An 18,708-nucleotide genomic window follows, 5' to 3' on the forward strand; every position below is an offset into this window, starting at 1 on the left:
CGCCCGACACCTGGGCCGCGCTTGACACAACCGCCTCCCGGCATTAGCGCCGGGACCTTCCTCGCAGCCCGGGGTGGACCGCTCGTCCGGACCCTCCCGGAGCGCCTATCGAACATGAGGCCATCCAAGACATGACCGACCGGCCTGCCTCCCCGCCTCCGATCATCCAGGGACTTCGGACGATCGCCGATCGCTACGACGTCATCCTGTGCGACATCTGGGGCGTGCTGCACAACGGGCTCGAGGCCTTCGCCCAGGCGGGCGAAGCCCTCCAGCGGTTCCGCCAACGCGGCGGCCAGGTCGTGCTCGTCTCCAACGCCCCCCGCCCGAACGGGGACGTCCTGACGCTGCTCGACGGTTTCGGCGTGAAGCGCGAGGCCTATGACGCGGCCGTCACCTCCGGCGACGTCACGCGCAGCCAGATCGCTGCCCGGCCAGGCGAGCCCCTCCTCCATATCGGGCCGGACCGCGACCTGCCGCTATTCGACGGTCTCGATGCGCCCCTGACGACAGCGGCGGGCGCCCGCTACGCAGTCTGCACCGGCCTCGTCGACGACGAGCGCGAGACGCCGGACGACTATGCCGGTCTCCTCGCCGAGATGCATGCCGGTGGTCTGCCGATGGTCTGCGCCAATCCCGATCTCGTCGTGGAGCGCGGCACGGCGCTCATCTACTGCGCCGGCGCGCTCGCCGCAGCCTATGAGGAGATCGGCGGGACGGTGACCTACGCGGGCAAGCCGCACAAGCCGATCTACGAGCGTGCCCTCGGCGAGGCGGAGCGCATCCGCGGCGCGCACGTGCCGGTGTCGCGCGTGCTCGCCATCGGCGATGCGATCCGTACCGATGTGGCCGGCGCCCACAGCATCGGAGCCGATGCTCTGCTCGTGACGCGCGGCATCCATGCGGCCGAGATCAGCCCGCTCGGCGGCAGCCTCGACGAGATCGCCCTTGCAGCGTGGCTCGAAGACGCGACGCATCGCCCGCAGGCGATCATCGAGAGCCTCGTCTGGTAGCGACTTCGCCACGGCTCGAGGACGTGTTGCACCGCCCGCAGGCGATCGTCGAGACGTTCGTCCGCTGACGGCGTCGCTCAGACGCCGCAGACCGATTCGATCTTGGCTTTCAGGGTCTGGGCGTTGAACGGCTTGACGATGTAGTTGTTCACGCCGGCCTTCTTCGCGGCGATGACGTTCTCCGTCTTCGATTCGGCCGTCACCATGATGAACGGAATGGAGCGCCAGGCCTCCTCGGCGCGCACCTCGCGCAGGAGATCGTAGCCCGACATGGGCTCCATGTTCCAGTCGGAGATGACGAGCGCATAGGTCTTCTCGCGCATCTTGGCGAGCGCGCTCGGGCCGTCCGGCGCTTCGTCGACATCTTCAAAGCCCAGTTGGTGCAGCAGATTGCGGATGATGCGGACCATCGCCTGGTAGTCGTCGACGATCAGGATCGGCATCGAGAGATCAAGGGCCATGGTCTGCTCCGGTCAACGGCAACGGCGCATATGCCCGCCATGGCGTCCCGACCCGGCTGGCTTATAAGAAACGGTTGTCGTCATGCCCCTACCCTAGAATGCCCCTGTTGCGATCAGGTTAATTACATCAGATGCGGTGAAATTTGGCATCAACCTTTGCGCATGCGGGTGGCCGAAAGTCGCATGGCATGGTGCGGCGCAATAAGTAGAATGGTGCGATGCCGCATAGAGAGGCCGCCGCCCGGCACTGGCGCAGGTATCTGCCGCATCGGCCGCAACAGCGGGAAGGCATCATGTTGGAGGTCATGCGCAGCTTCTATTTCGAGGACCTGAGCATCGGCATGCGCGAGCGACTGATGCGCACGGTCATGGAAGACGATGTCACGGGCTTCGCCAGCGTGACCGGGGACCGCAACCCGATCCACATCGACGAGGCCTATGCGGCGCAGACCCGCTTCGGCCAGCGCATCGCCCACGGCATGTTCACGGCAAGCCTCATCTCGGCCGTTCTGGGCACGCGCCTTCCCGGCCCGGGCGCCGTCTATCTTTCGCAGACGCTGCAGTTTCTGGCACCCGTGCGCATCGGCGACGTCGTCACCGCGACGGTCGAGGTGGCCGAACTCGTGCCGGAGCGGCGGCGGGTGCGCCTGTTCTGCGACTGCGTCTGTGACGGCAAGGCCGTGCTCGAGGGCGAGGCCTGGGTCGCCGTGCCCTCGCGCGCCGGCCTCTGATCGACGCTTGACCAGCCGCCCGTGTTCTTGGCAGGGTCCGCCGCGCCCGCAACCGGGCACATGTGTCCCGAGCCGCGAGAGCCGATGCCCTCGATCGTCCCGCCCGATTCGCCGTTTTTCGCCCGCAACGAGGCCTTCGTGCATTGGGGCGGCGAGGGCGACATGCCCGTGGCGCTGCGGGGCGCGGTGGTCGCCATCGGTAATTTCGACGGGCTGCACCGCGGGCACCGCTCGATCGTCGCGGCGACGGTCGCACTGGCGGGCGAGCAGGCCGCGCCGGCGGCGCTCCTGACCTTCGAACCCCATCCGAGGCGCTTCTTCGCACCCGAGAAGCCGCTCTTCCGCATCACGCCGCCGGACGTGAAGGCGATGGTGGCGGCCCGGCTCGGCCTTGCGGGCATGATCGAGCTTCACTTCGATGCCGCGCTCGCGGCGACGACCGCGCACGACTTCATCGAGAAGCTGCTCGTCGAGCGGCTCGGCGTCCGGGGCGTGGTCGTGGGACACGACTTCCACTTCGGCAAGGGCCGGCAGGGCACGCCCGCCTTCCTGGAGGAGCACGGTGCCGCGCTCGGTCTTGCCGTGCGCATCCTGCCTCCGGTCACGGAAGACGGGCAGGCCGTGTCGTCGAGCGCCATCCGCGCCAGCCTTGCCGCGGGCGACATCGGCCGAGCCAACCAACTCCTCGGCTATCGCTGGCTGGTGCGCGCCACCGTCCGCCACGGCGACAAACGCGGTCGCGATCTCGGCTATCCCACCGCCAATCTGGCGCTCGCGCCCGACTGCGGGTTGCGCCATGGCATCTATGCGGTTCGCGCCGCCGTGGCTGGCACCGTCCACATGGGGGTCGCGAGCTTCGGCCGGCGGCCGACCTTCGACAACGGCGCGCCGCTGCTCGAGGTGCACCTTTTCGATTTCCGCGGCGACCTCTACGGGCGCGCGATGGATGTGGAATTCGTCGCCTTCCTGCGCCCGGAGGAGCGTTTCGTCACGGTCGAGGCTCTCATCGGACAGATGGACAAGGATAGCGCCGAGGCCCGCCACCTGCTGGGCGAATCCAATCTCGGCGCGCCGTCGCTGCTTTGTCCCCAGCAATCCTGATCCAAAAAGGGCCTTGTTCCACCAATCTTTAACCCGTCTCGGCAAAGATCGCAGCATTCCGATCCGCTCATTGCCAAGACGATGCCCAGAATGCCGTTTTCTCGAATTTCCTTAGAAAAACATTCTCCGCTATTCATGCGCGCCGGTGGCTTTTTCCTCGGCACGGTCGCCATTCTCGCCGTCCAGCAGGCCCTGGCCATGGAGAGCGACGAGCATTTCATGCCTTTTCTTCTCGCTGCCGCCGTCCTCATCACGCTCGTCGCGGTCGGTTTCGCGCCGCGTCCACCACGTTCCCGCAGGCTGCTCGACGACAGCCTCGCGCGCCTCGCCGGGGGGCGGTTCGACGTCCTCGTGCCCCATACAGGTGACGATGGCCCCACGGGCGAGACGGCGCGCGCGGTCGAGGAACTGCGCCGGCGGCTCATCATCGCCCGCGAGCAGGAGGGCGAACTGTCGGCCGTGCGGCGCGAGCTCCACTCGCTGCGCGATGACCGCAACCGTGCCCGGGAGGCAAACCGCGCGCAACTTGCCGAGACGGTCGGCCTCATCAACGGCCGCGTGAGCCAACTCGGCACGGAGCTCGAGACACTGCGACACCAGCTCGCAATGTCGTTCGAGGAAAATCGCCGTCTACCGCGCCGGCCATCAAACGGCGGTGTCCAGACGGCTGCGGCCGCCGCCGTCGAGCTGACGAGTTCAATCTCGGAGATCGGCCGGCAGTTGCAGCAGGGCTCCGGCATCGCCGCGCGGGCGGTGCGCGAGGTGCGGGCGACGAGCGATCTCGTCAAGGCGCTCGACAAGTCGAGTGCCAAGATCGGCGAGGTCATCACCCTCATCACCGCCATTGCGGAACAGACGAACCTCCTCGCACTCAATGCTACCATCGAGGCGGCCCGCGCGGGCGAGGCCGGCCGGGGCTTCGCCGTCGTCGCCCAGGAGGTCAAGGCGCTCGCAAACCAGACCGCCCGCGCCACCGACGAGATCCGCGGCCAGATCGCCGCCATGCAAACCGCGACGGCCCAGGCGGTCGAGGCCATCGAAACGATCTCGGGAACGATCACCTCCATCGACTCGATGACGATGACGATTGCCGAGGCGGTGAACCAGCAGAGCAGCGCCACCCAGGAGATTGCCCGCTCCATCGAGGCGGTGGCGGCAGCCGGCCGGCGGGGAGAGCCTCAGGACGTGCCGACGCCCCCGGCCGACCGCGACCTCGCCGCCTGCATCGAACGGCTTGGCGACCTCATACGTGATCTCGGGGCCCAGGCGCAGGCCCTCGCGGGCGAGTCCGAGCCCGGCGAAAGGCCATTGCGCGTCGCCTGACGCCCGGCCTCGTGGCAGCAGCGACGGGCCGGCTTGTGCCGGCGGCGGTTTTGTTCGAAAACCGGTGGCCTCTTTGTGGAAAGATGCGTAGAAGACGGCCATGACCGAGCCTCGATTCAAGCTGCGAATTAACGGCCCGGCCTTCGCCTGAGGCACCCGAGAGCGGGTACCCGCGAAGGTCCGGGGTCACGCGGGCCCATTCGGGCCCCTCAACCGCTTGCCGCAACATCCCGGGCGCCGCATGCGCGCTGCGCCTACCCGAACCGGCCGATCCATGAACGCTCCCTCTCCCCCTGCTCGCGACTATTCCGAAACGCTGTTCCTGCCGCAGACATCGTTCCCAATGCGCGCCGGACTGCCCGAACGCGAGCCCGATATTCTCGCCCACTGGCAGCGTGTAGGCCTCTACGCCGCCCTGCGCGAGGCCGGCAAGGGCCGCCCGCGCTTCGTGCTGCACGACGGCCCGCCTTACGCCAATGGCCACATCCACATCGGCCACGCGCTCAACAAGGTGCTGAAGGACCTCGTCGTCCGCTCGCAGACCATGCTGGGCCACGACGCCAACTACGTGCCCGGCTGGGACTGCCACGGCTTGCCGATCGAATGGAAGATCGAGGAGGAGTACCGCGCCAAGGGCCGCAACAAGGACGAGGTGCCGGTCGTCGAATTCCGCCGCGAGTGCCGCGCCTTCGCGCAGAAGTGGATCGACGTGCAGCGCGAGGAGTTCAAGCGCCTCGGCATCGAGGGCGACTGGGCGCATCCCTATCTCACCATGGCCTATCCGGCCGAGGCGCAGATCGCCCGCGAACTGATGAAGTTCGCGGCGAGCGGCCAGCTCTATCGCGGCTCCAAGCCCGTCATGTGGTCGATCGTCGAGCGCACGGCGCTCGCCGAGGCGGAGGTGGAGTATCAGGAGCACACCTCGCCGACCATCTACGTCAAGTTCCCGGTCAAGGCTCGCTCGGGCACGCCACTCGACGGCGCCTCCGTCATCATCTGGACGACGACGCCCTGGACCATCCCGGGCAACCGCGCCATCGCCTATGCCGACGACATCGCCTACGGCCTCTACGAGGTCAGCGACGCTCCGGCCGGCAACTGGGCGGTGAAGGGCGAGCGCTACGTGCTCGCCGACAAGCTCGCCGACGAGGTCATGAAGGCAGCGCGCGTCGAGCGCTGGCACCGCATCGCCGCCGTCGCGCCAAAGGACCTTGCCGGCCTCCTGTGCGCCCATCCGCTCGCCGGCCAGGGCTATGACTTCGGCGTGCCGCTCCTTGCCGGCGACTTCGTGACCGACGACGCCGGCACGGGCTTCGTGCACACCGCACCCGGGCACGGCGCCGACGACTACAACCTTTGGGCGACGCACAAGGCCGCCTTCGCCGCCGCCGGCACGCCGGACGTGCCGCACACGGTCGGGCCCGACGGAGCCTATTATCCGCACGTGCCGCTCTTTGCCGGCGCCCGGGTGCTCGATGACAAGGGCCGCGAGGGCGATGCCAACGAGCGCGTCATCAAGGCCCTGATCGAGACCGGCAAGCTCGCCGCGCGAGGCCGTCTCAAGCACCAGTACCCGCATTCCTGGCGCTCCAAGGCGCCGCTCATCTTCCGCAACACGCCGCAGTGGTTCATCGCCATGGACAAGCCGCTCGACGGGCCGGGCGATACGCTGCGCGCGCGGGCGCTGAAGGCCATCGCCGCCACGCAGTGGGTGCCACAGGCGGGCGAGAACCGCATCAACGGCATGATCGAGAATCGCCCGGACTGGGTCATCTCGCGCCAGCGCGCCTGGGGTGTACCGATCACGGTCTTCGTGCGAGAGGATGACAGCGGCAACGTTGTCGAACTCGCCCCCGGTCCCGGTTTCGCCGCGAGCGAGGAACTGTCCGCCCGCATCGCCGCCGCCTTCGAGGCGGAGGGGGCGGATGCCTGGTTCAGCGCCGACCCGCGCCGCTTCCTGGACGGCCTCGTCGACGATCCATCCGCCTGGACGCCGGTGATGGACATCCTCGACGTGTGGTTCGATTCCGGCTCCACCCATGCCTTTACGCTCGAGGTGCGGCCGGACCTCAAAACCAGGCGCCGCGTCGACGGCGGGCACGGCCGGGTGATGTATCTCGAGGGCTCGGACCAGCATCGTGGCTGGTTCCACTCCTCGCTGCTCGAGAGCTGCGGCACGCGCGGGCGCGCGCCATACGACGTCGTCGTCACGCACGGCTTCACGCTCGACGAGCAGGGCCGCAAGATGTCGAAGTCGCTCGGCAACACGGTCGCCCCGCAGGACGTCATCAAACAGTTTGGCGCCGACATCCTGCGCCTGTGGACAGCCTCGGTCGACTATTGGGACGACCAGCGCATCGGCCCGGAGATCCTGAAGAGCGTCGTCGACCAGTACCGCAAGCTGCGCAACACCATTCGCTGGATGCTCGGCACGCTGCACCATTTCGACGCGCGCGAGCTCGTGACGACGAACCGCATGCCGGAGCTGGAGCGACTGATGCTGCACCGGCTCTGCGAGCTCGACGGCGAGGTGCGCAAGGCCTATGCCGCCTACGACTACAAGCGCGTCGTCGCCCTGCTCGCGGCCTTCATGACGTCGGATCTGTCCGCCTTCTATTTCGACGTGCGCAAGGACGCGCTCTATTGCGACCCGGCGTCGAGCCTGACGCGCCGCAGCGCGCTGACGGTCATCGACCAGCTCTTCCGCTGCGTCGTGACGTGGCTTGCGCCGGTCCTCGTCTTCACCGCGGAGGAGGCCTGGCTCGCCCGCTTCGGCAGCGATGCGGGCTCGGTGCATCTGGAGCAGTTCCCGATCATCCCGCCCGAATGGCGCGACGACGAGCTCGCAAGCCGCTGGGCGAGGATCCGGCGCGTGCGCCGCGTCGTCACCGGCGCGCTCGAGATCGAGCGGGCCCAGAAGCGCATCGGCTCGAGCCTCGAGGCGGCGCCCGTCGTGCATGTGACGGACCCCGAGCTGCGCCGGCTTCTGGGCGATGTCGACTTCGCCGAAATCTGCATCACATCCGCCATCACCGTTACGGACGGCGAGGGTCCGGCGGAGGCCTTCCGGCTGGACGACGTACCCGGCGCCGCCGTGGTGCCGGCAAAGGCGCAGGGGCGCAAGTGCGCCCGCTCGTGGAAGATCTCGCCCGACGTCGGCAAGGATGCCGACTATCCGGACGTGACGCCGCGCGATGCCGCGGCGCTGCGCGAGTGGGATGCCCGTCACAAGGCCGCCTGACGCATGACGCACACCCGGTCCGGCTTCCTCATCGCGCTCATCACGCTGGCGCTCGATCAGGCGACGAAACTCTGGCTCTATTTCGTCGCCGAGATCACGACCTGGACCGAGCCGGTCGTGCTCGCGCCCTTCGTGTCGCTGACGCTGGTCTGGAACCGGGGCATCTCCTATGGCCTCTTCCAGCAGTCGAGCGAGGCCGGCCGTTGGGCGCTGATCGTCCTGTCCTTCGCGGCGGCGGTCGGCCTGTCGGTCTGGCTGACGCGCGGCGTACACCGGGCGATAGCGGTCGGGCTCGGCCTCCTCATCGGCGGAGCGGTCGGCAATGCCATCGACCGGTTGATCTATGGCGCGGTGCTCGACTTCGTGCATCTGCACGCGGGCTCCTTCAGCTGGTATGTGTTCAATGTCGCCGATGCGGCGATCGTTGCGGGCGTGGTGCTCCTTCTGTATGACTCCTTCTTCCTCGAGCGCAGGCGCTCGGCCGCGCCGCGCGGCTGACGGCCCGCCTCGCGCCGGCGCTGCGCCTCACTATCGCCGCACCGGTCGCAGAAACGTGGCGTACCGGCACGAGAACGCCGGTTGTTGTTGATGGGATAGGATCATGACGCGAAACGACGTGACGTCCGGCCTCGCCAAGCCCGGCCTCATGAAGGCGGGGCTCCTGGCCGCCATCGCCGCATTCGCGTTTGCCCTTGCCCACCCGGGGCCGGCGCAGGCGCAGGACGAGAGCGGCGTTTTCATGAAGAACCTGCTCGGCTCGCTCGGCATCATCGAAGGCGAAAAAGACGCGATCATCTATCGCGAGCGTGCGCCCCTCGTCGTGCCGCCGTCGACGAATGTGCTGCCGCCGCCGCGCGATGGCGAGCGGCTGACGGCCAATCCCGCCTGGCCAAAGGATCCCGACGTCACCAAGGCACGGGAAGCCGCTGCTGCGGCGCGCCGGCCGGTGCCTGTGCGCAATGACCAGATGGTGTCGCAGGGCGGCCGAATGTCGAGCCAGGAGTTGCTCGCCGTCCGTGGCACGGGTGCGAACAGCGCGCCGCAGCCGATTGCAAATCCGTGCTACGGTGACAACTGCCGCGAGACGCACTGGGTCAATCCGAACCAGCTGCGCTACTCCAACGGCCGCAATCCCGACGCGCCGCCGATCGCCTACGGCCAGGAGCCGCAGCGCCAGGCGCTGACGGAGCCGCCGGCCGGATACCGCCTGCCCTCGCCCGAGGCCCCCATCGGCAAGGGCCAGCGCGCCCCCGCCACCTCCGCGCCCGAGGACGGCGATCCGCGCGGCTTCATCAATCAGGAAGCGCGCCGCAACCGGTGACAAGCGCGCGCCTGCAACCCATGTCCCAGGGCGTAGGCCGCGCACGGCCGGCCCCCGGATCGTCCGGCACAGGGCTTGCCGCGCCGGCTGTTGTATGCAGCCGGCGCGCCGCTTTCCAGCGGCCCATCCGTCCCAGGCGCTCCGACCGGAAAACACCATGACAGACACCCCTCCCGCCGACCTCACGCCCACCGCGACCCGGCATCAGGTGCCGGAGGGCGCAGCCGCGCAGACCCACACCTTCCGCCTCGACAATGGGCTCGACGTTGTCGTCATTCCGGATCGGCGGGTGCCTGTCGTCACCCACATGGTCTGGTATCGCAACGGCTCTGCGGATGACCCGGCCGGCAAGTCCGGCATCGCCCACTTCCTCGAGCATCTGATGTTCAAGGGAACGGCGAAACATCCCGCCGGGGAGTTCTCCAAGGTCGTCGCCGCCCTCGGCGGGCAGGAAAACGCTTTCACCTCCTACGACTACACGGCCTATTTCCAGCGCGTTGCCAAGGAGCACCTCGGCACGATGATGGAATTCGAGGCCGATCGCATGACCGGCCTCGTGCTCAGCGACGATGTCGTCGATCCCGAGCGCGATGTGGTGCTGGAGGAACGGCGCATGCGCGTCGAGACCGACCCCTCCGCTCAGCTCGGCGAGGCGATGGAGGCGGCGCTCTACGTGCACCACCCGTACGGCACGCCCATCATCGGCTGGATGCACGAGATCGAGAATCTCAGCCGCGCCGATGCGCTCGCCTATTACGAGCGTTTCTACACACCAGAGAATGCCATCCTTGTCGTCGCTGGCGATGTCGAGGCGCAGGAGGTACGCGCACTCGCCGAGAAGACCTACGGCAAGGTCAAGCCGCGCGGCACGCGGCCCCAGCGGCAGCGTCCGCGCGAGCCGGAACCGCGGGCCCTGCGCAAGGTGACTGTGGCCGATCCCAAGGTCGAACAGCCCTACGTGCAGCGCGCCTATCTCGTGCCGTCCGCCCGCACGCAGACGGGCAGCGAGGCCTATGCGCTCGACGTGCTCGCCGAGATCCTCGGCGGCGGCGCGACATCGGTGCTCTACCGCGAACTCGTGATGAAGCGCGACATCGCGGTGTCCGCCGGCGCCTACTACCTGTCCGGGATGCTGGATGACAGCCGCTTCCTCGTCTATGCGGTGCCCAAGCCCGATATCTCCCTCGATAGGCTGGACGAGGCGCTCGATGGCGTCCTCGCCGATTTTCTTGCCCGCGGCGTCGAGCCGGCGGAGCTCGCGAGTGCCAAGACCCGCCTCATCGCCGAGATGGTCTATGCCGCTGACAACCAGGCCCATCTCGCCCGCATCTACGGGGCGGCGCTCGCCGTCGGCGAAACGGTGGAGGAGGTCGATGCCTGGCCCGCCCGCATCGAGGCCGTGACGGCCGAGGAGGTCGTGGACGCGGCCCGCAAATTCCTCATCGCGCGCCGTGCCGTCATCGGCCATCTCGCTCACGCCGATTGATTCGTCGTCCACCGACCCCTGTTTCGACTGGATCCGCCATGACAACGAGTGCCGTCACGACGATCGCCGAGAAGTCTTCCCGGGCGACGCATCGGGTGCAGCGCGTCGTATCCCCCGGCGGGATCGAGGCCTGGCTGGTCGAGGAGCATGCCGTGCCCCTGGTGGCGCTTGAGTTCGCCTTTCTCGGCGGCACCGCCCAGGATGGCGCAGGCAAGGGCGGCACGGCGACGATGCTCGCCGGCCTGCTTGACGAGGGCGCCGGCCCGCACGATTCCGCCGCCTTCCAGCAGATGCTCGCGGACCGGGCCATCGAGCTGCGTTTCTACGCCGACCGGGACACCCTGCGCGGCTCGCTGAAAACCCTGCGCCGCAATGCGGACGAGGCCTTCGACCTGCTCAGGCTCGCCGTCTGCGAGCCGCGCTTCGACACCGATGCCATCGCCCGCGTCAGGGCGCAGGTGGAGGCAGGCCTGCGCCATGTCCTGAAGGATCCCGATGCCATCTCGCAGGAGCAGTTCTTCCGCCACGCCTTCCCGGACCATCCCTACGGGCGCCCGCCCCAGGGCACGCTCGCGGAGGTGCCAGCGATCACGCGCGACGATGTCACGGCCATGCGCGACGCTACCATGGCGCGGTCCAACCTCTTCGTCACGGCCGTGGGTGCCATTGATGCGCAGACGCTTGCCGCGCGGCTCGACGACGTCTTCGGCACCTTGCCCGCGACCGCCGGGGTCATGCCGCCGGCGGACATGCCGCCGGCAACGGCGGCTGCGCCCGTCGTCGTCGACCTCGACGTACCGCAGTCGGTGATCCGGTTCGGCGGGCCGGGTGTTGCACGCCGCGATGCGGATTATCTGCCCGCCTATGTCCTAAACCACATCCTGGGCGGCGGTGCCTTCACCTCGCGTCTCTTTCAGGAGGTGCGCGAGAAGCGCGGCCTCGCCTATGGCGTCCACACGGCCTTGCTGCCGCTGCGCAACAGCGCCCTCTTCACCGGCTCGACGGCGACCAAGAACGAGCGCGCCGCCGAATCGCTGTCCGTGATCCGCGCCGAGATCGCGGACCTCCTTGCCAAGGGGCCGGGTGAAGACGAGCTCGAAAAGGCGAGGCAGTTCCTCATCGGCTCCTATGCACTGCACTTCGACACCTCGACGAAGATCGCGCGGCAATTGCTGCAGATCGCTATCGACAGCCTCGGCATCGACTATATCGACCGGCGCAATGCCCTCGTTGCAGCCGTCACCATGGCCGACGTGCGCCGCGCGGCGGAGCGCCTGTTTGCGGGCGGCGAGATGCTTGTGGTCGCCGTGGGCCGGCCCGAAGGGCTGTAGAGGGCGTTGCCCTTTCGAGGGGGCGCCCTTGCCCCGGTCTGCCGCGCAAGGGTGCCGAGCACCGGTAGCCCGACGCAGCCGGGCACATTATGGTCGCCTTCATGCCTGATGAGTCTCGCCGGGCGCCCAACGCCCGGCCGACCCGTCCCAAGAGCCGTGTCATGAGAGGCCTTCGATGACCTTCACCCAGTCGATCGATCTTGCCCGCGCCACCACCGTCGGCGGCAACGGCCTGCCGGATACAGCCATCGATGCGGCACTCGCCGCCGTCGAGACCGCCGCTGGCCGGCTCGCCAGCGAGTACCGGGCAGGTACGCTGCCGCTCCTTTCCGTACCCGGTGAGACCGGAGACCTCGCGGCCATCCGCCAAGCCGGCGCGCGCCTCGCGGATGGGGCGAGCGACGTCGTCATCCTGGGCACCGGTGGCTCGAGTCTCGGCGGGCAGACGCTCGCCCAGCTCGCCGATTATGCCGTGCCGGGCCTCGGCCGCTTTGCCGACAAGCCACGCATCCACTTCCTCGACAATCTCGATCCGCTCACCTTCGGCAGCCTCTTGGAGCGCCTGCCGCTCGCGACGACGCGCTTTGCCGCCGTCTCGAAGTCCGGCGGCACGGGCGAGACGCTGCTGCAGACCATGGCCGTGCTCTCGGCGCTCGACCGCGAGGGGTTGCGCTCGCGGGCCGGATCGCTGTTCGTCGGCCTGTCGGAGCCGCAGGTCGACGGCGGCAAGCGCAATGCCCTGCGCGCCCTGCTGGAGCCGGAGGGCGCGCCCTTCCTCGACCATCACACCGGCGTCGGCGGGCGCTATTCGGTGCTGACCAACGTCGGCCTCCTGCCGGCGGCGACCCTCGGCCTCGATATCGCCGCGATCCGCGCGGGCGCGGCCGAGGTGGTGGCGCCCTTCATCTCGGGCGGGGACGTGCGCGAGGCGCCGAGCGCCATCGGCGCGGCGCTCAACGTGGCGGCGACGCTCGAGGGCAAGGCCATCGCCGTCTTCATGGGCTATGCGGACCGGCTCGAGCGCTTCGCCCGCTGGTGGGTGCAGCTGTGGGCCGAGAGTCTCGGCAAGGACGGCAAGGGCACGCAGCCCGTCGCCGCGCTCGGGCCCGTCGACCAGCACAGCCAGCAGCAGCTCTATCTCGCCGGCCCCAAGGACAAGCTCTTCACCGTCGTCACTACGGCCGCGCGCGGCCGTGGTCCGACAATCGACGCCGGGCTCGCGGAGCGGGCTGGCCAGGCCGATTTCGCCGGCAAGACCATCGGCGACCTTGTGGCGGCGCAGGGCATCGCCATGATAGACACCTTCGTGCGCAACGGCTGCCCCGTCCGCCACATCCATGTCGACCGCATCGACGAGCGCACCATGGGTGCGCTGCTCATGCACTTCATGCTGGAGACGATCCTGACCGGCTTCGCGCTCGGCATCGACCCCTTCGACCAGCCGGCGGTGGAAGAGGCGAAAATCCTCGCCAAACGCTACCTCGCCGAGGGACGCGGCTAGGGAGGGGCCCCTCCTCCCCACCAGGGGGAGGGGAGAACCGTGCCTTGTCGATGGACCAGAAGCGCAACGAAAGATCCCCATGGCGGTGCGCCGTCTCGACCCCATCCTGATCGACCGCATTGCCGCTGGCGAAGTGATCGAGCGGCCGGCCGCGGCCGTGAAGGAACTCGTCGAGAACGCGCTCGATGCCGGAGCCGCGACCATCGAGGTGGTGATCGAGGCCGGCGGGCGGCGCCTCATCCGCGTCAGCGACGACGGCGCGGGCATGACGCGCGAGGACCTTGTCCTCGCCGTCGAGCGCCACGCCACCTCCAAGCTGCCGACCGGCGACCTCTTCGCCATCGCGACCCTCGGCTTCCGGGGCGAGGCGCTGCCGTCCATCGGCGCCGTCGCCCGCCTGTCGATCACGACGCGCCACCGGGACGAGCCGCACGGCTGGGAGATCGTGGTCGATGCCGGCGTCAAGCACGAGCCGCGGCCCGCCGCCGCCGTGCGCGGCACGCGCATCGAGGTCACCGGCCTCTTCGCCGCCACGCCGGCCCGCCTCAAGTTCCTCAAGACCGACAGGGCGGAGGCCCAGGCCGTCGCCGAGACGGTGAAGCGCCTCGCCATGGCGCACCCCAACGTGCGCTTCGTGCTCGCCGGCGACAATCTCTCGCCGCTCGACCTGCCGGCGGAGGGGGATGACGCGGAGGCACGCCTCAGGCGCATCACGCGCCTCATCGGCCCCGATTTCGCGCCCAACGCCCTGCCCGTCGCGGCGAGCCGCGAGGGCATCGACCTCGAGGGCTTCGTCAGCCTGCCGACCTACCACCGCGGCACGGCGACGCATGTCCACACCACGGTCAACGGCCGGCCGGTGCGCGACAAGCTCATCCTCGGCGCTATCCGCGGGGCCTACATGGATTTCCTGCCGCGCGACCGGCACCCGGCACTGGCGCTCGCCATCACCTGCGATCCGCGCGCCGTCGACGTCAATGTGCACCCCGCCAAGACGGAGGTGCGCTTCCGCGACAGTGGCCTCGTGCGCGGCCTGGTCGTCGGCGCCTTGAAGGAGGCGCTCACGCGCGCCGGCCACCGGGCGACGACCACCGGGGGCCTGCGGACATTGGAGGCGGTGCGGCCCGCAGTCGGCCTACCGCCTGTCGGCGTGCTGCCGCGCGCTGTCCCCTCCCCCGCGCTGCAGCAGCGCGAGCCGGCCCCCGCCGCCTGGCGCGGCTGGCAGGCCCCGCTCGCCGGGCTCGACGAACCGGGACAGCCGACGCTGGGCGACCTCGCCGGGCCGTCCGCCGATGCGCGGGCGGATGCCATGACGCCGGAGGCGGAAGCGCTGGCGCAGCCGCTCGGCGCCGCCCGCGCGCAACTGCACGAGAACTACATCATCGCGCAGACCCAAGACGGCGTTGTCATCGTCGACCAACACGCGGCGCACGAGCGGCTCGTCTACGAACGGCTTAAGCGCGAGCGCGCCGCCACGGGCATCACGCGGCAATTGCTCCTCATCCCCGAGATCGTCGAGCTCGACCCCGTCGAGGCCGACAGGCTCATCGCCCATGCCGAGACGCTGGAGGCGCTCGGCCTCGTCGTCGAGGGCTTCGGCCACGGCGCCGTTGCCGTGCGCGAGGTGCCGGCGGCGCTCGCCGGCGGGGCGATCAAGCCGCTCGTTCGCGATGTCGCAGACGCCCTGACGGAATGGGGCGATGCGCGCGCGCTCGAAGAGCGCCTCGACCATGTGCTCGCCACCATGGCCTGCCACGGCTCGGTGCGCTCCGGCCGGAGGCTGCGCGCGGAGGAGATGAACGCCCTCCTGCGCGAGATGGAGGCGACCCCGCATTCCGGCCAGTGCAACCACGGCCGGCCGACCTATGTCGAGCTCAAGCTGGCCGATATCGAACGCCTCTTCGGCCGCCGCTGAGCACAATCGGCTTCCATCGCAGTGACGGCACCGGTCCCGCCGGGGCCTGCCGTCGGTCCCCGCCTCGCGTGCACGACCGGCAACGCCGCAACATCGATCGGCGGCCTGCGGCCTTATCCAGCCCCATCCGCATTCACCGGTCCCTGGCGCAGGGACGATCGTTCGCCGATCCTCCGACATCTCGCACGCCAGCTCCCCGATGGGGAAATAATACATTTCCCAATCGAGCATGAGCAACGTCTGGACAAACCACATATCTCTGCTAGTTTCCGCCCCGTCGAAGCGCGATATACTGCTTATATGAGAACGAATAACGCAATAAAACGCTCTACTTTCATGTATAATATTTGAATACTTAATTTCTTTGTCTATTTCAAGATTACAAACACATATAATCGAAAGGAAATTACCATGGGTTGCTGCATCAGAGTTTGCCGTCCTGCGCCTGTCATGTGCCCGCCGGTGTGCCTGCCCAAGTGCCCGCCGCCGCCGCCTCCTCCTCCTCCGCCGCCGCCACCACCGCCGCCACCGCCGCCGCCTCCTCCTCCTCCGCCGCCGCCGCCACCGCCGCCGCCGCCACCACCGCCGCCGCCGCCCAAGCCGGGCCCATGCCCGCCGAAGCCGGAGTGCCCGCCGGCGCCGCCCAAGCCGGGCCCATGCCCACCGAAGCCGGAGTGCCCGCCGGCGCCGCCCAAGCCGTGCCCGCCGAAGAACTGCGGCTGTGACGACAAGGGCCTCAAGAAGTTACAGAATGATATCAAGAATACGCTCGAGAACTTCAGAAAGGAGTTCAGCGACTTTTCCGAGAAGCTCGCCGACCTCTTCGGCAAGGGCAATGGTCGCAAGTGCCACAACAAGTGCGATCACCATAACAAGAACGACATCGGCAACCTCCTCGCGAGGCTCCTCATCGGCCTGAGGCTTTCGGCGTAAGACATTGCTCCTCCGGAGCGGGACAGATCCCGCTCCGGACGATTTCCGGCCGCCGAGCCGAGCTCCGCCTCGGTGATCACGCCGGCACGACGCGCCGGCCGTCGCAGGACAGCGACGGCCGGTGCGTCGTTTCTTGCTGTTCGTCCTGAGGCGACGCGCCGGTGCGGTCGTTGGAAGTCCTTCGGAGCGCGAGGCCGCTGCTTCACGCGCCCGCGATGTTGCCTGATTCCCCGACCCCGCCGGCAAAGCGCATGACGAGCGCTTTGGTATCGCCGTACTGCCGCTCCTCGAGCAGTTCGAAACCCTCCGGCGGAACGAAGGGCGACGATGCTGCCTCCTCCACGACCACCAGCGCGTCCGGCGCCAGCCAGCCGCCTTCGCAAGCGCTCGTCAGCGCGCGCTCCGCAAGGCCCTTGCCATAGGGCGGGTCGCAGAAGACGAGCGAAAAGGGCTCGAGGGGCTTTGCGGGACCGAGCTTCGTCGCGTCGCGCCGGAAGATGCGCGTCAATCCGGCAGCGCCGAGCGCGTCGACATTGGCGCGGATCACGCCCCGCGCCTCGGCGCCGTTGTCGACGAGAAGCGCAAAGGCCGCGCCGCGCGACACGGCCTCCAGCCCCATGGCGCCGGTGCCGGCGAAGAGATCGAGCACCCGCGCCCCCGCGACGGGGTCGTCATAGGCGTGGGTCAGCACGTTGAAGAGGGCTTCGCGCAGCCGGTCGGAGGTCGGCCGGATGGCCTCGCTCCTCGGTCCGGCGAGCGCGCGGCCTTTGAACCGCCCGGCGACGATGCGCATGGCGCCGCCCCTCAGCCCCTGCGCGGGCCGGACGGCTTGCGCGGGCCGCCGGGACGCGGCGGACGCCCGCCGGGCTTGCCGCCGGGCCTTCCACCGGCCGGCTCGCCGCCAGCGGGTTTGCCGCCGGAGGGCCTGGCACCCGAAGGCTTGCCGCCGAAGGGCTTGGTTCCGAAGGACTTGGTTCCGAAGGACTTGCCCGACCGCTTTCCGCCAGCCGGCCTGTCGGACCGCTCGTCGCTCCTGTCGAACCGCCCGGCCACGCCGGCGCGGCCGCGCGGTGCGGGACGGTCACCGGTGGGACGACGCGGCGGCCTGTCCTCGGTCCATGCCCGGTCGGCACCACTGCGACCGGCGCGTCCGCCCTCCGCCGGCACGCGGCGGCGCGGCAGGGGCGCTTCGCGCGCCGGCTCCTCGGCGGGGCTCACGATGCGCTCGACCAGCACCTTGCGGCCGCGGGCATCGGCGATGCGGCCGGCACGGGCATGTTCCTTCTCCGCGCTCGCCTGGCGCTCGGCCCTGGGGTCGGCGCCGCGGCGCGGCGGGCGCGCGCGGCCGCTCGTGCCCTCGTCGGCACGCCACACGCTGCGGCCCTTCGTCTCCTCCCGCCGTGCAGCCTCCTTCGGCTCCGCCGCGGAGGCGCGGCGGGCTTCCGCCGGCCTGCGGCTTCGCCCCGGCCGCTCGAGGATATCAGTGTCCGGCGCGAAGACCGGCGCCTCGAAGTCCGTTCCCGCTTCCGCCGCCAGCTTGTCGCCGAGCTGGTCCTTCAGTACGCGCGTGCGCACCTCCTCGACGGCCCCCTCACCGAGGTCGCCGAGCTGGAAGGGGCCGAAGGAGACGCGGATGAGCCGGTTCACCCTGAGCCCGAGGTGCTCGAGGATGCGCTTGACCTCGCGGTTCTTGCCCTCGCGCAGGCCGAGCGTCAGCCAGACGTTGTCGCCCTGCTGGCGCTCGAGCCGCGCCTCGACGGGGCCATAATGCATGTCCTCGATGGTGACGCCGTCGGCGAGACGGTCGAGCGCCGCCTGGTCCGTCTCGCCGTAGGCGCGCACGCGATAACGCCGCAGCCAGCCGGTGTCGGGATGGGCGAGGACGCGCGCGAGGCCGCCGTCATTGGTGAGCAGCAGCAGACCCTCGGTATTGATGTCGAGCCGGCCGATGGCGACGACGCGGGGCAGATCCTGCGGCAGGGCGTCGAAGACCGTCGGCCGTCCTTCCGGGTCGCGCGCCGTCGTCACGAGGCCGCGCGGCTTGTGATAGAGCCAGAGGCGCGTGCGCTCGCGCGTCGGCATCGGCGTCCCGTCGATCGTCACCCGGTCCTCGGGGCCGATCAGCGTCGCCGGCGTGTCGATGGCCTTGCCGTTCACGGCCACGCGCCCGGCGCGGATGATCTCCTCCGCATCCCGGCGCGAGGCGACGCCGGCGCGTGCCATGATCTTGGCGATGCGCTGGCGCCCGTCGCGATCGGGCAGGACCTCGCGCTGGGCCGCGGCTCGCGCCGGCCGGCGCGGCGCGGCATCGCGCCTTTCCTCGCGTCCGGGGCGCGCCTTTCGCATCAGGG

Annotated in this window: 16 protein-coding genes; 11 read left to right on the forward strand and 5 right to left on the reverse strand. The window is 69.4% G+C overall.

Annotated elements, in window-relative coordinates:
• Window positions 1-131: 131 nt before the first annotated feature.
• Entirely contained in the window at window positions 132-1,013 is an 882-nt protein-coding gene (locus ASC46_RS10790) for a TIGR01459 family HAD-type hydrolase (RefSeq protein WP_055459303.1), read from the forward strand.
• A gap of 77 nt (window positions 1,014-1,090) precedes the next feature.
• Here ASC46_RS10790 and ASC46_RS10795 read toward each other — a convergent pair whose 3' ends face one another.
• A complete protein-coding gene (locus ASC46_RS10795) occupies window positions 1,091-1,474 on the reverse strand; it encodes a response regulator (RefSeq protein WP_019401321.1) in 384 nt (127 codons plus the stop codon).
• Window positions 1,475-1,767: 293 nt separating this feature from the next.
• On the opposite strand from ASC46_RS10795, the gene ASC46_RS10800 reads away from it, so the two are divergent.
• The 10 genes from ASC46_RS10800 (at window position 1,768) to mutL (ending at window position 15,424) form a co-directional block, all read left to right on the forward strand.
• Window positions 1,768-2,205 (forward strand): MaoC family dehydratase, encoded by a 438-nt coding sequence (locus ASC46_RS10800; protein ID WP_055459304.1) that lies wholly within the window; start codon window positions 1,768-1,770, stop codon window positions 2,203-2,205.
• A gap of 84 nt (window positions 2,206-2,289) precedes the next feature.
• Window positions 2,290-3,306: a bifunctional riboflavin kinase/FAD synthetase gene (locus ASC46_RS10805; RefSeq protein WP_055459305.1), complete on the forward strand. Its 1,017-nt coding sequence runs from the start codon at window positions 2,290-2,292 to the stop codon at window positions 3,304-3,306.
• 135 nt (window positions 3,307-3,441) lie between these two features.
• Entirely contained in the window at window positions 3,442-4,629 is a 1,188-nt protein-coding gene (locus ASC46_RS10810) for a methyl-accepting chemotaxis protein (RefSeq protein WP_055459306.1), read from the forward strand.
• A 274-nt stretch (window positions 4,630-4,903) separates the two neighbouring features.
• The gene (gene ileS / locus ASC46_RS10815) at window positions 4,904-7,870 is read left to right on the forward strand and encodes an isoleucine--tRNA ligase (protein ID WP_055459307.1); all 2,967 of its coding nucleotides are present in this window, start codon (window positions 4,904-4,906) and stop codon (window positions 7,868-7,870) included.
• A gap of 3 nt (window positions 7,871-7,873) precedes the next feature.
• On the forward strand, window positions 7,874-8,368 hold the full coding sequence (lspA, locus tag ASC46_RS10820) for a signal peptidase II (RefSeq protein ID WP_055459308.1): 495 nt from the start codon (window positions 7,874-7,876) through the stop codon (window positions 8,366-8,368).
• Between the two features lie 103 nt (window positions 8,369-8,471).
• A complete protein-coding gene (locus ASC46_RS10825; RefSeq protein ID WP_055459309.1) occupies window positions 8,472-9,191 on the forward strand; it encodes a hypothetical protein in 720 nt (239 codons plus the stop codon).
• A 157-nt stretch (window positions 9,192-9,348) separates the two neighbouring features.
• Window positions 9,349-10,677 (forward strand): M16 family metallopeptidase, encoded by a 1,329-nt coding sequence (locus ASC46_RS10830; RefSeq protein WP_055459310.1) that lies wholly within the window; start codon window positions 9,349-9,351, stop codon window positions 10,675-10,677.
• Window positions 10,678-10,715: 38 nt separating this feature from the next.
• The gene (locus ASC46_RS10835) at window positions 10,716-12,008 is read left to right on the forward strand and encodes a M16 family metallopeptidase (RefSeq protein WP_055459311.1); all 1,293 of its coding nucleotides are present in this window, start codon (window positions 10,716-10,718) and stop codon (window positions 12,006-12,008) included.
• Window positions 12,009-12,183: 175 nt separating this feature from the next.
• Window positions 12,184-13,509 carry a glucose-6-phosphate isomerase gene (locus ASC46_RS10840; RefSeq protein WP_055459312.1) on the forward strand — a complete coding sequence of 442 codons (1,326 nt, stop codon included), beginning with the start codon at window positions 12,184-12,186 and terminating at the stop codon, window positions 13,507-13,509.
• A 79-nt stretch (window positions 13,510-13,588) separates the two neighbouring features.
• Window positions 13,589-15,424, forward strand: a complete 1,836-nt coding sequence (gene mutL, locus ASC46_RS10845) for a DNA mismatch repair endonuclease MutL (RefSeq protein ID WP_055459313.1) — start codon at window positions 13,589-13,591, stop codon at window positions 15,422-15,424.
• Window positions 15,425-15,872: 448 nt separating this feature from the next.
• Here the strand turns inward: mutL and ASC46_RS21610 are convergent, their stop codons facing one another.
• The 4 genes from ASC46_RS21610 to ASC46_RS10855 form a co-directional block, all read right to left on the reverse strand.
• On the reverse strand, window positions 15,873-16,034 hold the full coding sequence (locus tag ASC46_RS21610) for a hypothetical protein (protein ID WP_210165989.1): 162 nt from the start codon (window positions 16,032-16,034) through the stop codon (window positions 15,873-15,875).
• A 134-nt stretch (window positions 16,035-16,168) separates the two neighbouring features.
• Window positions 16,169-16,294 carry a hypothetical protein gene (locus ASC46_RS21855; RefSeq protein ID WP_276200504.1) on the reverse strand — a complete coding sequence of 42 codons (126 nt, stop codon included), beginning with the start codon at window positions 16,292-16,294 and terminating at the stop codon, window positions 16,169-16,171.
• A 265-nt stretch (window positions 16,295-16,559) separates the two neighbouring features.
• A complete protein-coding gene (gene rsmD / locus ASC46_RS10850; RefSeq protein WP_055459314.1) occupies window positions 16,560-17,150 on the reverse strand; it encodes a 16S rRNA (guanine(966)-N(2))-methyltransferase RsmD in 591 nt (196 codons plus the stop codon).
• Window positions 17,151-17,161: 11 nt separating this feature from the next.
• On the reverse strand, window positions 17,162-18,703 hold the full coding sequence (locus ASC46_RS10855; protein ID WP_082464801.1) for a pseudouridine synthase: 1,542 nt from the start codon (window positions 18,701-18,703) through the stop codon (window positions 17,162-17,164).
• Between the last annotated feature and the right edge of the window lie 5 nt (window positions 18,704-18,708).

Source organism: Chelatococcus sambhunathii (assembly GCF_001418005.1).
Lineage (GTDB): Bacteria > Pseudomonadota > Alphaproteobacteria > Rhizobiales > Beijerinckiaceae > Chelatococcus_A > Chelatococcus_A sambhunathii.

Excerpts from the sequence above, each read along its gene's own strand:
- ASC46_RS10830 (WP_055459310.1), top strand. The coding sequence starts at position 9,349 with ATGACAGACACCCCTCCCGCCGACCTCACGCCCACCGCGACCCGGCAT.
- ASC46_RS10855 (WP_082464801.1), bottom strand. The coding sequence starts at position 18,703 with ATGCGAAAGGCGCGCCCCGGACGCGAGGAAAGGCGCGATGCCGCGCCG.
- ASC46_RS10795 (WP_019401321.1), bottom strand. The coding sequence starts at position 1,474 with ATGGCCCTTGATCTCTCGATGCCGATCCTGATCGTCGACGACTACCAG.
- mutL (WP_055459313.1), top strand. The coding sequence starts at position 13,589 with ATGGCGGTGCGCCGTCTCGACCCCATCCTGATCGACCGCATTGCCGCT.
- ASC46_RS10800 (WP_055459304.1), top strand. The coding sequence starts at position 1,768 with ATGTTGGAGGTCATGCGCAGCTTCTATTTCGAGGACCTGAGCATCGGC.
- ASC46_RS10835 (WP_055459311.1), top strand. The coding sequence starts at position 10,716 with ATGACAACGAGTGCCGTCACGACGATCGCCGAGAAGTCTTCCCGGGCG.
- ASC46_RS10810 (WP_055459306.1), top strand. The coding sequence starts at position 3,442 with ATGCGCGCCGGTGGCTTTTTCCTCGGCACGGTCGCCATTCTCGCCGTC.
- ASC46_RS10790 (WP_055459303.1), top strand. The coding sequence starts at position 132 with ATGACCGACCGGCCTGCCTCCCCGCCTCCGATCATCCAGGGACTTCGG.
- rsmD (WP_055459314.1), bottom strand. The coding sequence starts at position 17,150 with ATGCGCATCGTCGCCGGGCGGTTCAAAGGCCGCGCGCTCGCCGGACCG.
- ASC46_RS10805 (WP_055459305.1), top strand. The coding sequence starts at position 2,290 with ATGCCCTCGATCGTCCCGCCCGATTCGCCGTTTTTCGCCCGCAACGAG.
- lspA (WP_055459308.1), top strand. The coding sequence starts at position 7,874 with ATGACGCACACCCGGTCCGGCTTCCTCATCGCGCTCATCACGCTGGCG.
- ASC46_RS10840 (WP_055459312.1), top strand. The coding sequence starts at position 12,184 with ATGACCTTCACCCAGTCGATCGATCTTGCCCGCGCCACCACCGTCGGC.
- ASC46_RS10825 (WP_055459309.1), top strand. The coding sequence starts at position 8,472 with ATGACGCGAAACGACGTGACGTCCGGCCTCGCCAAGCCCGGCCTCATG.
- ASC46_RS21855 (WP_276200504.1), bottom strand. The coding sequence starts at position 16,294 with ATGGTGATCGCACTTGTTGTGGCACTTGCGACCATTGCCCTTGCCGAA.
- ASC46_RS21610 (WP_210165989.1), bottom strand. The coding sequence starts at position 16,034 with ATGGGCCCGGCTTGGGCGGCGGCGGCGGTGGTGGCGGCGGCGGCGGTG.
- ileS (WP_055459307.1), top strand. The coding sequence starts at position 4,904 with ATGAACGCTCCCTCTCCCCCTGCTCGCGACTATTCCGAAACGCTGTTC.